At 75.5% G+C, this 14,490-nt stretch carries 12 protein-coding genes; 6 read left to right on the top strand and 6 right to left on the bottom strand.

The genetic code is table 11. The features are described from left to right. Positions 1–145: 145 nt before the first annotated feature. The 4 genes from LG943_RS26965 to LG943_RS26950 form a co-directional block, all read right to left on the bottom strand. A complete protein-coding gene (locus LG943_RS26965; RefSeq protein WP_270075197.1) occupies positions 146–1,009 on the bottom strand; it encodes an ABC transporter ATP-binding protein in 864 nt (287 codons plus the stop codon). Positions 1,010–1,040: 31 nt separating this feature from the next. Continuing rightward, positions 1,041–2,150, bottom strand: coding sequence for a FecCD family ABC transporter permease (locus LG943_RS26960; protein ID WP_270075196.1), 1,110 nt, complete (start codon positions 2,148–2,150; stop codon positions 1,041–1,043). Continuing rightward, a complete protein-coding gene (locus LG943_RS26955; protein ID WP_270075195.1) occupies positions 2,147–3,256 on the bottom strand; it encodes a FecCD family ABC transporter permease in 1,110 nt (369 codons plus the stop codon). The genes LG943_RS26960 and LG943_RS26955 overlap by 4 nt, the downstream gene beginning before the upstream one ends. Before the next feature lie 183 nt (positions 3,257–3,439). Beyond that, a complete protein-coding gene (locus tag LG943_RS26950; RefSeq protein WP_270075194.1) occupies positions 3,440–5,767 on the bottom strand; it encodes a molybdopterin-dependent oxidoreductase in 2,328 nt (775 codons plus the stop codon). A gap of 197 nt (positions 5,768–5,964) precedes the next feature. Between LG943_RS26950 and LG943_RS26945 the strand changes: the two genes are divergently transcribed. The 6 genes from LG943_RS26945 to LG943_RS26920 all read left to right on the top strand — a co-directional run bounded on the left by LG943_RS26945 (position 5,965) and on the right by LG943_RS26920 (position 11,215). Then, entirely contained in the window at positions 5,965–6,927 is a 963-nt protein-coding gene (locus LG943_RS26945) for an HpcH/HpaI aldolase/citrate lyase family protein (protein WP_270075193.1), read from the top strand. A gap of 164 nt (positions 6,928–7,091) precedes the next feature. After that, positions 7,092–8,054 (top strand): bifunctional helix-turn-helix transcriptional regulator/GNAT family N-acetyltransferase, encoded by a 963-nt coding sequence (locus LG943_RS26940; protein ID WP_270075192.1) that lies wholly within the window; start codon positions 7,092–7,094, stop codon positions 8,052–8,054. A 115-nt stretch (positions 8,055–8,169) separates the two neighbouring features. Next, on the top strand, positions 8,170–8,436 hold the full coding sequence (locus LG943_RS26935) for a hypothetical protein (RefSeq protein ID WP_270075191.1): 267 nt from the start codon (positions 8,170–8,172) through the stop codon (positions 8,434–8,436). Further along, the gene (locus LG943_RS26930) at positions 8,433–8,999 is read left to right on the top strand and encodes a hypothetical protein (protein ID WP_270075190.1); all 567 of its coding nucleotides are present in this window, start codon (positions 8,433–8,435) and stop codon (positions 8,997–8,999) included. Before LG943_RS26935 ends, LG943_RS26930 begins: the two co-directional genes overlap by 4 nt. A gap of 68 nt (positions 9,000–9,067) precedes the next feature. Then, positions 9,068–9,772, top strand: a complete 705-nt coding sequence (locus LG943_RS26925) for a response regulator transcription factor (protein ID WP_270075189.1) — start codon at positions 9,068–9,070, stop codon at positions 9,770–9,772. Between the two features lie 6 nt (positions 9,773–9,778). Then, positions 9,779–11,215 (top strand): sensor histidine kinase, encoded by a 1,437-nt coding sequence (locus LG943_RS26920; protein WP_270075188.1) that lies wholly within the window; start codon positions 9,779–9,781, stop codon positions 11,213–11,215. 34 nt (positions 11,216–11,249) lie between these two features. Here LG943_RS26920 and LG943_RS26915 read toward each other — a convergent pair whose 3' ends face one another. Further along, positions 11,250–12,239: a DMT family transporter gene (locus tag LG943_RS26915; RefSeq protein WP_270075187.1), complete on the bottom strand. Its 990-nt coding sequence runs from the start codon at positions 12,237–12,239 to the stop codon at positions 11,250–11,252. Between the two features lie 613 nt (positions 12,240–12,852). Beyond that, positions 12,853–14,154, bottom strand: a complete 1,302-nt coding sequence (locus tag LG943_RS26910; RefSeq protein ID WP_408648664.1) for a glycosyltransferase — start codon at positions 14,152–14,154, stop codon at positions 12,853–12,855. Positions 14,155–14,490 lie beyond the last annotated feature (336 nt).

The following is a 14,490-nucleotide window of genomic DNA, read 5'->3' as shown; positions in this document are numbered from 1 at the left end:
ACGGGTTGTTCGCGCGAAGGCAGGACGTGGTCGTCCAGATGGACGTAGAGTGCGGTCAGAAGGGCGTCAAGGTTGGTCGTCACACACCGATCCTCGACGCCCTTCGCCATGTCCGCAGGAGATTCAGAAAACCCCCATCAACGATCTAGGCGCTGCGGCGCCCCACCTCCTGGGCGGCCGGGCGCGGCCCGGCGCCGGCCGTGCGGCGGGCGATGCGCCCGCCCCGGTCGGCGGGCACGATGAGCGGGGTGCCGGTCTCGGGGTCGGGGATGACCCGCACCGGCAGCCCGAACACCTCCTCCACCAGGTCCTCGGTGACGATCTCGGCGGGGTCGCCCTCGGCCGCCACCTGCCCGTCCTTCATCACGATGAGGTGGGTGGCGTAGCGGCAGGCGTGGTTGAGGTCGTGCAGCACCGCCACCAGGGTGTAGTCGCGCTCGTGGTGCAGTTCGGCGCACAGGTCGAGCACGTCCATCTGGTGGGCGATGTCGAGGTAGGTGGTGGGCTCGTCCAGCAGCAGCAGCGGCGTCTGCTGGGCCAGCACCATCGCCAGCCACACGCGCTGGCGCTGCCCGCCCGACAGCTCGTCCACCATCCGCCCGGCGAGGTCGGTGACCCCGGTGGCCTCCATCGCCTCGGTGATGACCTGCTCGTCGGAGCGGGACCACTGCTTGAGGAACTTCTGGTGGGGGTAGCGCCCGCGCGCGACCAGGTCGGCCACGGTGATCCCGTCGGGGGCGATGGAGCTCTGCGGCAGCAGCCCCAGCCGCCGGGCGACCTCCTTGGAGGGGTAGGAGCCGATGAGCCGGCCGTCGAGGTGCACGGCGCCCTGGCTGGGCTTGAGCATCCGCGACAGCGCCCGCAGCAGGGTGGACTTGCCGCAGGCGTTGGGGCCGACGATGACCGTGAAGGAGTTGTCCGGGATGGAGATCCCCAGGTCCCGGGAGATGACGCTCTGGTCGTAGGCCAGGGTCAGGTTCTCCCCCCACAACCGGGACGGTTCGGACATCGCTGCTCCTCGCTGCTTCGCGTCGCCGGACTCAGGCATTCCCGGTCCGCCATTCTCGGTACAGCACCCACACGAGGTAGCCGCCGCCGATGACGGCGGTGACCACCCCGACGGGAAGCTGGGTGGGCGCCAGCGCCCGCTGCGCCACCAGGTCGGCGGCCGCCAGCAGCAGCGCGCCCATGAGCGCGGCGCCCATCAGCGCCGTGCCGCTGGTGCGGGCCAGGCGGCGGACCAACTGGGGCGCCGCCAGGGCGATGAACGCGATGGGGCCGGCCACCGCGATCGCCGCGCCGGTCAGCGCGCTGGCCGCCAGCAGCGCCATGACCTGGGTGCGGCCCACGGGCACGCCCAGCGCCTGGGCGGTGGAGTCGCCCATCTCCATCAGCCGCAGCCGCCGCCCCAGCAGCAGCACCACCGGCATCAGCACCGCGCACGATGCGGCGATGGTCAGCGCCTGGCCCCACGCGGTGCCGTTGATGCTGCCGATCATCCACACCTGGGCGGTCATGGCCTCGGTCAGCTCGGCGCGGGTCATCAGGTAGTCGCGCACCGCCAGCAGCATGGCGTTGATGCCGATGCCCACGAGCACCAGCCGGTAGCCCTGCACGCCGCGCTTGAGCGCGAGCAGGTAGACCAGCCCGGCGGTGGCGACGCCGCCGACGATCGCGCCCAGGGAGACCTGGAGGGTGGTGCCGCCCAGCACCAGGATGGTGGCCACCGCGCCCGCCGAGGCGCCGCCGGTGAACCCGATGATGTCGGGGCTGCCCAGCGGGTTGCGCGACAGGCTCTGGAACACCGCGCCGGCGATGCCCAGCGCCGCGCCCACCAGCACCGCCGCGAGCGCGCGCGGCAGCCGGACGTCGCGCACGAAGAACAGGTCCAGCCGCTCGCCGTAGCCGACGAGCGCCCACAGCACGCGGTCCAGCGCGATGCTGTAGTCGCCCACCGCCAGCGACACCGCGAAGACGGCGGCGGTGGCGGCCAGCAGGCCGGTGTAGACGGCGGCGGTGCGGGGGCGGACCAGCACCGACACCCGGCCGCCGGCCAGGCGCAGCACGGGGGCCGGGCGCGCGCGCCGGGCCGCCCCGGCGGTGTCGGCGGTGCCGTCGGCGCCGCGCGCGCGGGCGGGGGTCAACGTCATAGCTGGGCCATCCTTCTGCGCCGCACCAGCATGATGAACACGGGGGCGCCCACCAGCGCGGTGATGATGCCGACCTCCAGCTCGCCCGTTGCGGGCAGCACCCGGCCGACGATGTCGGCGCCGGTGAGCAGGATCGCCGCGAGCAGCGCGGAGTAGGGCAGCATCCAGCGCTGGTCGGGGCCGACCATGGAGCGGGCCACGTGCGGCACGATGAGGCCGACGAACCAGATGGGGCCGGCGGCGGCGGTGGCGCCGCCGCACAGCAGCACGATCGCCAGCGCCACCAGCGTGCGGGTGCGGTTGATGTGGGCCCCCAGGGCGGCGGCGAGGTCCTCGCCCAGGGCGATGGTGTTGAGCGCGGGGCCCAGCGCCAGCGCCAGGACGATCCCCACGGCGAGGAACGGCCAGATGCGCAGGAACAGCTCCAGGTCGCGGCCCACCAGCGAGCCGACCTGCCAGAACCGGATCTGGTCGAAGACGAACTCGTCGATCACGGTGATGCCGTAGACCAGCCCCTGGAGGACGGCGGCCACGGCGGTGCCGGCGAGCGCGAGCCGCACGGGGGTGGCGCCGGTGCGCCCGCGCGAGCCCAGGGCGTAGACGAGGACGGCGGCCACGGCGGCGCCGACGAACCCGAACCACACGTAGGCGGTGGGGCTGGTCAGGCCGAACACGAAGATGGCGACGACCACGGCGGCGGCGGCGCCGGAGTTGACCCCCAGGATCCCGGGCTCGGCGATGGGGTTGCGGGTGAGGCCCTGCATGAGGGCGCCGGCCAGGCCCAGGGCGGCGCCGACGAAGACCCCCAGCACGGTGCGGGGCATCCGCAGCTCCCACACCACGCTGGTGTCGTAGCCGCCGTCGGGGTTCCACACCGCGTTCCACACCACCGGCAGCGGGATGTCCTTGGCGCCGACGGCGATGCTGAGGACGGCGCAGAAGAGGAGGGCGGCGAGGAGGGCGAGCAGGCCGCCGGCGCGCAGCAGGTGGGTGCGCGCGGCCGCGCGGGTGCGGCGGTCCAGCGCGTGCGCGGCGACGACGGAGTCGGGGGCGGCCTGGTCGGCGCCCTCGGTTCCGGCGACGGCGGACGGCCGCTCCAGGCTCATCGCACCCCGCCGGGGCGGGCGGCCGCAACGGCCACGTGCACAAACACCACGCTTCCTCCGAGCTATCCGCGCAAACTTAGTAGAGGCTAACCTATCCCCTGATCTCGGTGGAAGTGGGAGCCGGGGTGGCCGGCGCCGCTTTTCACCCGGCAGCCCCGCCCCGCCGGGCGCGCCCGGCGCGCGCTAGCGCCGGGTGATGCGCGGGGGGTCGAACACCCGAACCGGCGGCGGGGTGCCGTGGTAGCGCCGCACCTCCACCAGCACGTGCTGGCCGGTGGTGCCCTGGCTGAGCGCGGAGGACCCCACGTCGGCGGTGAGCACGTTGGGGTTGCCGTGCACGCAGGTCACCTCGTCGGAGGAGGGGTCGTACCAGGCGCCGGTGGAGAGCTGCACCACCGCGCGCCGCACCGCGTCGCTGACCGCCACGCCCGCGAGCAGGCTGCCCCGGTCGTTGTGCACCACCACCACGTCGCCGTCGGCCACGCCCCGCGCGGCGGCGTCGTCGGGGTGCATGCGCAGCCGCGCCCGCCCGGCCACCTCCAGGGAGCGGCTGTAGGCGCCCATGTCCTGCTGGCTGTGCAGCCGCCCGGCGGGCTGGTTGGCCACCATCAGCAGCGGCCAGGTGCGGGCGCGCGCCGAGCCCAGGCGCTCCTCGGCGGGCAGCCACACGGGGTGGCCGGGGCAGTCGGGGTAGCCGAAGGACGCGACGGTAGCCGAGTACAGCTCGACGCGCCCGCTGGGGGTGGCCAGCGGGTGGGCGTCGGGGTCGGCGCGGAACCCGGCGAGCAGGGCGGTGTCGTCGCGCCGGTCGGGGATGGCCACGCTGCCGGCGGCCCAGAACGCGTCGAAGTCGGGCAGGCCGGCGCCGGCGGGGTAGCGTCCGCGCCACTCCTCGTAGACGTGCCGCAGCCACTGCGCCGAGGTGCGGCCCTCGGTGAACCGCTCGGCGGCGCCCATGCGCCGGGCCAGGCCGGTGTAGATGTCGTACTCGTCGCGCGCCGCGCCGTGCGGGGGCACCGCCCGGGGCATGGCGCGCAGGGTGGCGTCGCCCCGGCTGGCGCCGATGTCGTCGCGCTCCAGGGTGGTGGTGGAGGGCAGCACGATGTCGGCGTGGCGGGCGGTGGCGGTCCAGTGGGTCTCGACCACGACCACGGTGTCGGGGCGGCCGAAGGCGCGGGTGAGCCGGGAGAGGTCCTGGTGGTGGTGGAAGGGGTTGCCGCCCGACCACGCCACCAGCCGGATGTCGGGGTAGGTCGCGCGCGTGCCGTCGTAGTCGTACTCCGCGCCGGGGTTGAGCAGCATGTCGGCGACCCGGGCGACCGGGATGAAGCTGTCGAGGGGCCGCTCGCCCTGGGGCAGGCGCGGCAGCCCGCCGGGCGTGGAGCCGGCGCCGTAGTTGCCGGCCGAGCCGTAGCCGGAGGCGAACCCGCCGCCGGGCAGCCCGATCTGGCCCAGGCAGGCGGCCAGGGCGATGCCCGCCCACAGCGCCTGCTCGCCGAAGCGGGTGCGCTGCACCGACCAGCCGACGTTGACCAGGGTGCGGCCGCGCGCCATGCGGCGGGCCAGCTCGCGCAGGGTGCCGGCGGGCACGCCGCTGATCCCGGCCGCCCACTCGGCCGAGGCGGGGGTGCCGCCGTCGGCGCCCAGCACGTGGCGGGCCAGCACGTCGGCGCCGACGGTGTAGCGGTCCAGGAAGGCGGTGTCGGCCAGGCCCTCGGTGAACAGGGTGTGGATCAGGGCGAGCAGGACGGCGGTGTCGGTGCCGGGGTCGGCGCTCACCCACTGGGCGCCGATGTCGTCGGGGGTGTCGTCGCGCAGCGGGCTGATCGACACGAACTCCGTGCCCGCCTCGGCGGCGGCGCGCATGCCCTCGGCGGCGACCTGGCGGTGCCGCCCGCCGGAGCTGACGTGGGTGTTGGACACCCGCAGCCCGCCGAAGGAGACCACCAGGTCGGTGTGCTCGGCGATGGCCTCCCACGTGGGCGCGCTGTGCAGCACCTCGGCCAGGCCGGGGCGGCCCAGGACGTGGGGCAGCAGCACCTCGACCCCGGCGTGGCTGTAGGTGTCGCGCGAGCGGGTGTAGCCGCCGATGGTGTTGAGGAAGCGGTGCAGTTGGCTCTGGGAGTGGTGCACGCGCCCGGCGCTGCCCCAGCCGTAGGAGCCGCCGTAGATCGCGCGGTTGCCGTGCTCGCGGCGGACGCGGTCGAGTTCGGCGGCCAGCAGGTCCAGCGCGGTGTCCCACTCGACCTCGACGTACTCGTCGCCGGGGTCGCCGCGCCGGGGGTCGGGGCCGGGGCCGCCCTCCAGCCAGCGCCGCCGCACGGCGGGCGCGGCCACCCGGGTGGGGTGGTGCTGGGCGGCGGGGACGTTGCCGATCAGCGGCGAGGGGCGGGGGTCGTGGGCGCCGGGGCGCACCCCCACCACCCGGTCGCCGGACACGAGCACGTCGTAGGTGCCCCAGTGCGCGGTGGTCGGGTGCGCCGTGGGCGCGGTGTCCTCCGGTGCGGTCATGGTCGTCCTCCCCCGGGCGCGGCGCGTGCCGGTGCGGCCCGCCGGCGCCCTCAGTGCTCCCCGTGGCACCCAGTGCCTGGTATGCACCTTATGCACTGCTGACGGGCGGCCGACCGGCCGGCCCGTGCCGCGCTTTGCGAGGATGGCCCCTCGGGGCTTCGGCCCCAAGAGACCAGGTCGAGGCGAAGGAGGCGGACATGGGTGCGGTGGCATCGCGGTCGCGGCGCTCGGTGCTCGCGGTGCCGGGGTCCAACCCCCGGTTCATCGAGAAGGCGCGCGGGCTGGAGGTGGACGCGTTCTTCCTGGACCTGGAGGACGCCGTGGCGCCGCTGGAGAAGGAGGCGGCGCGCGCCACCGTGGTGGCCGCGCTCACCGAGGGCGGGTGGGGCGCCAAGGTGCGCACCGTGCGGGTGAACGACCTGTCCACGCCCTGGACCTACCGCGACGTGATCGCCGTGGTGGAGGGCGCCGGCGCCCACCTGGACTGCCTGGTGCTGCCCAAGGTCACCGGCCCCGACCACGTGCGCTGGCTGGACACCCTGCTCACCCAGATCGAGGCGGCCACCGGCCTGGAGCCGGGCCGCATCGGCATCGAGGCCCAGATCGAGGACGCGCGCGGCCTGGTCAACGTCGACGCCATCGCGGCGGCCTCGCCCCGGCTGGAGAGCCTGGTGTTCGGCCCGGCCGACTTCATGGCCTCCATCAACATGAAGACGCTGGTGGTGGGCGAGCAACCGCCGGGCTACGACGTCGGCGACGCCTACCACTACGTGCTGATGCGGATCCTCATGGCGGCGCGCGCCAACGGCCTCCAGGCTGTCGACGGCCCCTACCTCCAGATCCGCGACGTCGAGGCGTTCGCCCGCTCGGCCGCGCGCTCGGCGGCGCTGGGCTTCGACGGCAAGTGGGTGCTGCACCCGCTCCAGGTGGAGGCGGCCAACGCCGCCTACGCCCCAAGCCAGGAGGACTACGACCACGCCGAGCGGATCCTGGCGGCCTACGAGCACGCCACCACCGTGGAGCGGCGCGGCGCGGTCATGCTCGGCGAGGAGATGCTGGACGAGGCGTCGCGCAAGATGGCGCTGGTGGTGGCGGGCAAGGGGCGCGCGGCGGGCATGCGCCCCACCCCGGCCGCCGGCGGGGAGCCCTCGGGGCGGTAGGACCGGACCCGGCCGACCGGCGGCGGGGGTGCGGGCGCGCGGCGCGCCCGCCCCCTTCCACCGGGGCGCGGCGCGCTGTACATTCGTTTGCCACAGTCAAACATCCCTGGTCGGACCGGACGCCGGGCCGGCCGCCGGCCGGGGCAGCTCGCCTGGGGGCAGCCATGGGCACCACCGCCGCACCGCGCGTCCCAGTGGAGGACGTCGCGGCGATCCGCGCGTTCAACCGGTTCTTCACCCGCCGCGTCGGGGTGCTGCGCCCCACGCTGCTGGGCTCCCCCTGGTCGCTGACCGAGGGCCGGATCCTCTACGAGCTGCGCCGCCGGGGCCGCACCGAGGCGCTGGCGCTGCGCCGCGACCTCGACATGGACCCCGGCCAGCTCAGCCGCGTGCTGTCCCGGTTGGAGCGCAACGGCCTGGTCGCGCGCTCCCCCTCACCCGACGACGGCCGCCGCCAGGTGGTCGAGCTGACCGGCGAGGGGATGCGCGCCGCCGCGCTTTTGGACGACCGCTCCAACGCCCAGATCGAGGAACTGGTCGCCCACCTCGCCCCGCCCGACCGGCAGCGGCTGGTGACCGCCCTGGCCACGGCGCGCCACCTGCTCGACGCCCCGCCCGCCCGCCGCGCCGGCGGCGCGGCGCCGCCGCCCCGGGTGCTGCTGCGCGCGCCGCGCCCCGGCGACCTGGGGTGGGTGGTGGAGCGCCACGGCGCGCTGTACCACGCCGAGTACGGCTGGGACCGGACGTTCGAGGCGTCGGTGGCCCGCATCGTCGCCGACTTCGGCGCCGGGTCCGACCCCGATGCCGAGGCCCTGTGGATCGCCGAACTCGACGGCGAGCGGGTGGGCTGCGTGGCCTGCGTCCGCGAGGACGCCGCGACGGCCCGGCTGCGCCTGCTGTTCGTGGAGCCCTCGGCGCGCGGCCTGGGGATCGGCGCCCGCCTCGTCGACACCTGCATGGCCTTCGCCCGCGAGGCCGGCTACCGGCGCATGACGCTGTCGACGGTGTCGGTGCTGCACTCGGCGCTGCGCATCTACCGGGCGGCCGGCTTCCGGCTCACCCGCTCGGCGCCCGCCCGCCTCTACGGCACCGACCTGGAGCCCCAGGACTGGGGCACCGACCTGTGAGGCCCGCGCCGGCGCCCCGGAACCGCGCGGCGTCGCGGCACGTCAGAGGGGGGTCACCAACGAACGACCGGCCCCGGCCGCCTGCGGGCGGCGCGGCCGGGGAGCGGAGCGGCAGTTGAACAGCAGGTCGGTAGGCACGGGCATCCCGCTCGGCGTGGCCATCGGGATCTCCCTCGGGGTGGCCCTGGACAACCTCGCGCTGGGGGCCGTCTTCGGCATCGCCATCGGGATCGTCTTCAGCGTCTCCTTTGCCGCCGCCGCCAAGCGCGGCGGCGACGCGGAAGAGCCCGGGAAGGCCGGGGAGCCCGGGGATTCCGGGGATTCCGACGGCCCCGGCGAGGCCCCCGGCGGCTCCGGCCCCGCCCGCCCCGACCAGGCGTGAGCGGCCCCGGCGTGCGCGGACTGTTCGCCCGCTTCACCGGCGTCCTCGTCGGCTCCTCCTTCGGGACGGTCTTCGTCCTGGTCAACGCGCACGCCCCGCTGCCCGCCGGCGTGGGCGCCGGGCTGCGCGCCCTGGCGGTGGCCTGCCTGGCCGCCACCGTGGTCCTGGGCGTGCTCGCCGCCCGCACCGCACCGCCGGCCACCGCGCCGGGCCGGGCCATGTTCGGCCGGGGGTACCTGGCGGTCGTGGCGGCCGAGGCGCTGCTGCTCTTCGGCGGCTTCCCGGTGCTGCGCGCCCTGGGCGCGCCGCCGGCGGCCAACGTCGCCTGGGTGGCCGTCGTCGTCGGCCTGCACTTCGTGGCGCTGGCGGCGGTGTGGCGCCAACCCAGCGTGCTCGTGCCCGGGGTCGGCCTCACCGCCCTCGGCGCCGCCGGGTTCGCCCTGCTCGCCACCCCCGCAGCCGCCTGGACCCCCGCCGTCAGCGGCGTGCTCTCCGGTGCCGTGCTGCTGGCCTGCGGCCTGTACGTGGTCGCGCGGGAGCGGCGCGCCGCCGACGCGGCCTGAGGCGGCGCACAACGCGCCCTCGTGTTGCTCTTACCAGCGGCTAACCCTCATGGGCCACCATTGCTGGCATGAGCCGAGCCAGCCGTGTCCTCATCGCCGACGACGACCGCGCCATCCGCGACTCCCTGGAGCGGGCGCTCCAACTGGAGGGCTACGAGGTGCGCACCGTCGCCGACGGCGTGCAGGCGCTGGCCGCCGTCCACGGCGACCCGGTGGACCTGCTGGTGCTGGACGTGATGATGCCCGGCGTGGACGGGCTGGGCGTGTGCCGGGTGCTGCGCGCCGAGGGCGACCGCACGCCCATCCTCATGCTGACCGCCCGGGTGGAGACCCCCGACCGGGTCGCCGGGCTCGACGCCGGGGCCGACGACTACCTGCCCAAGCCCTTCGAACTCGACGAGCTGCTGGCGCGACTGCGCGCCCTGCTGCGCCGCGCCGCGCCCGCCGAGGACGGCGAGGGCGCGCAGCTCCTCCAGGTCGGCGACCTGCGGATGGACCCCGGGGCGCGGCGCGTGTGGCGCGGCGGCACCGAGGTGGTGCTGTCCAAGACAGAGTTCGACCTGCTGGAACTGCTGGTGCGCAACGCCGGGATCGTCCTGGACCACGCCACCATCTACGACCGGATCTGGGGCTACGACTTCGGCCCGGAGTCCAAGAACCTGGCCGTCTACATCAGCTACCTGCGCCGCAAGCTGGAGCCGCAGGGGACCCCGCCGCTGATCCAGACCGTGCGCGGCGTCGGCTACACGGTGCGCCCGCAGACGTCGAGGTGACCGGCGATGCCCCGTCCGGCACCGGGGGTGCCGCCGCTGAGCGAGTGGCGGCTGGGGACCCGCTTCGCCGTGCTGTTCGCGCTGGTGGCCGCCGTGGTCATCGCGGTGGTGGGGTCGCTGGCCTACAACACCGCCGCGTTCATGATCCGCACCGACGCCCAGAGCGAGTTCGACGCCACCGTCTCCAACCTCACCGACGAACTGCGCGGCGCCGCGCAGCCGCCCGGCTACGGCGACCGCACGCTCACCCTGCTGCACTCCAACTCCTTCACCTACCAGATGGTCAGCCCCGACGGCGGGGTGTCGCTGCCGATCCGGCCCGGCGAGCAGGTGCGGTTCCTGCCCACGGGCGAGGAGGACCGCGCGATCGCGCTGGAGGAGGAGCCCGGCGTCGTCCGCACCCGTGAGGACACCGCCGACGGCGAGCGGTACCGCATCGCCACGGTGTCGCTGGGCGATGGCCAGGGCGCGCTCCAGATCGGGCAGCGGCTCTCCCCCACCGAGCGCATGCTCGACCAGTTGGGGTGGCAGATGCTGGGCGTGGGCGTGACGGTGCTGATCGGCGCCGCCGTGGCGGGCTGGCTGGTGGGCCGGGGTGTGACCGGCCGCCTGGTGCGGCTCACCGAGGCCGCCGAGTACGTCAGCGCCACCGGCCGCCTGGACTACCCGATGCCCGGCGGCGACAACGGCGCCGCCGGCCGCGACGAGGTGGGCCGGCTCGGCAACGCCTTCAGCGCGATGCTGGCGCGGCTGGCCGGCGCCAAGGAGGAGCAGCGCCGGCTGGTGCAGAACGCCTCGCACGAGCTGCGCACCCCGCTGACCAGCGTGCGCACCAACGTCAGCGTCATGAAGCGGTTCGAGCGGCTGTCGCCGGAGGCGCGCGAGCGGCTGATCGACGACCTCCAGAGCGAGACGCGGGAGCTGACCGACCTGGTCAACGAGCTGGTGGAGCTGGCCACCGACAGCCGCGAGGACGAGCGCCCGCGCGAACTCCACCTGGGCGAGACGGCCGAGCGGGTCGCCGAGCGCACCCGGCGCCGCACCGGGCGGGAGGTGGTGGTGGACGCCGACGACACGGTGGTCATGGGGCGGCCCACCGCGCTGGAGCGGGCGCTGTCCAACCCGGTGGAGAACGCCGCCAAGTTCGACCCTGAGGGCACCGAGCCCATCGAGATCGTGGTCCGCGAGGGCCGGGTGGAGGTGCGCGACCGGGGCCCGGGCATCGACCCGGCGGAGCTGGCGCACATCTTCGAGCGGTTCTACCGCGCCACCTCGGCCCGCAGCCTGCCCGGCTCGGGCCTGGGGCTGTCCATGGTGCAGGACATCGTCACCGCCCACGGCGGCCGCGTCCTGGCCCACAACCGCCCCGACGGCGGCGCGGTGGTGGGCTTCTGGCTCCCGCCGCTGCCGCCTGAGGCCCGTTCGCCGGACGCAGCGGAGTAAGGGAGGGCGAGTGTTGCGGGCCGGACGCGCGGCCTCACTCCACGGCGGGGTTGGCCGGCCGCCGCACGGGTCCGCGCGGCGCGGCGCCGCGCGTGCGCGGGTGCGCCGCCGGCCGCTCGCCTCGGGGCTCCTCGACGCCGGGACCGGCCGGGGCTGCCTCGACGGCGGCACCCCTCGGCGCGGCCTCGGCGCTGCGCTGCTTGGGCGGCCCGCTGCTGCGCGCCAGCGTCACCACGCCCACCGCGCCCAGCACGGCGGCGGCCAGCGCCACGGTGCCGTCGAGGAGTCCGGTGGGCAGTCGCTCGTCGAAGAACGCCACCCCCATCACGGTCGCGGCCAGGGGGTCGGAGATCAGCAGCACCGAGTAGGCGAGCGCGAAGTGGCCGGTGCGGTAGGAGTTCTGCACGATGACCGCGCCGCTGAGCCCGATCACCAGCCCCACCACGGTGAGCGGGTGCAGCACCGCCGACAGGTCCCGCACCGCCGATGACCCGATGACCCGGGCCAGCGCCGAGGTGCCGCCGTAGGCCACCCCGCCCGCCAGCGCCAGGACCCAGGCGGCGGTGAGCGGCCCGGTGAACCGGGCGGCGACCACGGCCAGCAGCATCGCGGCCGCGCACCCCAGCGGCAGCAGCACCGACTCCGCGCCGGTGAGGACCGGCGAACTGGCGTGGTCGGGGATCGTGGCCAGCAGGCCGATCAGCGCCGCCGTGACCGCCAGCGACCCGAAGACCTGCGCGGTGGTCAGCCGCTGCCGCCGGAAGAACGCCGAGAGCATCACCGCGAACAGCAGGCCGCTCATGCCGATCGGCTGGACGATGATCAGCGGGGCGTGCCCCAGCGCGACCATGTGCGCCAGCACGCCCGAGCCGGTCATGAAGGTGCCCAGGCACCAGCCCTTGCTGCGCAGCAGGGAACCGAGGAGCCGCAACTGCCCGCCCGTGCGGGGCGCGGCGACCACGGCCCGCTCCTGGAACGCGGCTCCGGCCGCGACGGCGAGCGCACCCGCGATGGCGATAACCACTGGCCACGTCATGAGCGGTCGCGCCCTCCTAGCGGTGCACGTGTGTGGTCGGCGACGGGACCACGGACGACGATCGGGTCGCGCCGGCGTCCGCATCCGGCGGGAGGCCGGTGCGGCGCGCGGGCAAAACCGCCGCCGGCGCCGGGAGGCGCGGACGGCGGGCGGAGCAAAGCAGAGCAAAGCAGAGCAGGGCAAGGCCGAGCGAAGGCGTGTCCGCGAAAGTGCGGCGCCGAGCGGGTCCGGGAAAAGCCTCCCGGCCCGGTATCGGTACCGCGCGCCCGTGGGCACTGGGGCTGAGTCTGACATGCCGCACGCGTCGGCACCGCACGCAGGGCGCCCCCATCGGCGGCCGGGTGACCACCCACAGCGACGCCGGGACACCCCACAGTCGCACGCCTTCCAGCCGAGCGCCCGCAGCCGGGCGCCCTCGGGCCACCCATCCCCCACCCCACGCGGCCCGCGCTCCTGAGTACCACCCTGGCCTGGGCATTGTGCTGGCCGGCAGGTGAAGCCCTGATAAACACGGCCCTTGCCCGCCTGGTCCGCGACCGTCGCACCGCGCACCGGTGGCGAACGTGCGCGACGGCTCACCGAGGGCGACAGGCGGCCGGGGTTACCGCTCGGGCGGTGGCGTCCTCCGGCGGGCGAGGTCGCGGTAGATCTCCTCGTAACGGGCGCACGAGGCCTGGTGGTCGTGTCCGGCCGCCCTGCGGCGGGCGGCCTCGCCCATGCGGGCGCGCTCCTCCGGGGCGGCCAGGATCTCGCTGACGTACTTCGCGAGATCGGCGGCGGCCCCCGGCTGGTACAGGTAGCCGTTGTGGCCCGGCCGCACCAGGTGCGGCAGCGCGAGCGCGTTGGCGGCCACCACCGGAAGGCCGCCGGCCATCGCCTCCAAGGTGGCGATGCTCTGCAACTCGGCGGTACCGGCGATGGTGAAGACGTCGCCGGAGTGGTAGACGTCGGGCAGGTCGGCGTTGGGCACGTGCCCGAGCAGGTGCACCCGATCGGCCACCCCGCGCTCGGCGGCCAGGGCCGCCAGCCGCCGACGCTGGGAGCCCGACCCCGCCACCACCAACTGTGCGTCCGCCACGGTGATGTGCGGGAGCGCCTCGATGAGGTCGGTGATGTTCTTCTCCGCGTCGAGGCGGCCGACGAACACCAGCGTCGGGCGGTCGGGCACGCCCAGCCTGCGGCGCGCGGCGGAGCGCGCGGCCGCGCGCTCCGCCTCCCCGCCGCGCAGCGGCTGGAAGCGGCGCAGGTCGGTGCCGCACGAGACCGCCTCCACCGGGCGGCGGAAGCCCTTGTTTACCAGCAGTTGCGCCGCGATGCGGGTCGGCGTGGTGACGTGGTCGGCCGCCGAGTACACGCGCACGAGGTCGCGCCAGGCGTAGGCGCCCAGCGCGCCGCGCAGCGCGGGCGGGCAGTGCAGGTAGGCGAACAGGTTCTCCGGCGTGAAGTGGTTGGTGGCCACCACCGGCACCCCGTGGCGGCGGGCCGCCCCCAGCAGCAGCCGACCGACGATGAAGTGGTTCTGGAGGTGCACGACGTCGGGGCGCAGCCGCTTCATGAGGCGGTCGAGGTGGCCGGGGGCGCCGGGCGGCAGCGCCAGCCGCACCGACGCGTGGACCAGCGAGGACATCGACCGCAGCCGGTGCTCGACAACACCCTCGACGCGCTCCACCCCGGGGGCGCCCTCGGGCGAGGGGCACAGCAGGTGCACGTCCACGCCCCGCTGCGCCAGCCCGCGCGCCAGGCAGGCGGTGAACAGGGCGGCGCCGTTGACGTCGGGCGGGTAGGTGTCGGTGCCCATGAGGACCCGCAGCCGGCGGCCTGGGCGTGCCGCGCTCCGCGCCGGGCGCTGCGTGGTGGTGTGCGGCTGTGTCGCGGTCTCCCGGGAGAAGGGTCGTTCGCCCATGATCGGTCTCCGGATTCGGCGCGGGCGAGCGGAGCCGCGCCCGGTCGTGGTCGGCGTGATCGGGTGATCGGCGTGCGTGGTCGGGCGCCGGGCCCGCAGCGGCGCGTTCGCGCGGGCGCCCGGCGGCACGGCGACCGGATCCGCCGGCGGATCGGCCGGCGGATCGGCGCCGTCAGGACCGCGCGGCCTCGGACCACCGCCTTGTGCCGCGAACGGTACCCCGTGGCGGGAGCCGTACACCGGTGCCGCGCGCGGCGGCGCACGCGGCGCCACCTGCGCCTCCGCCCGGACGCGCGGGGTCGGCGGGCCGTACGGCTCCGGCCGTGGGCGGTGGCC

Source organism: Streptomonospora mangrovi (genome assembly GCF_027604915.1).
GTDB classification, from domain to species: domain Bacteria; phylum Actinomycetota; class Actinomycetes; order Streptosporangiales; family Streptosporangiaceae; genus Streptomonospora; species Streptomonospora mangrovi.
This window is presented reverse-complemented; position numbering and strand designations above follow the sequence as displayed.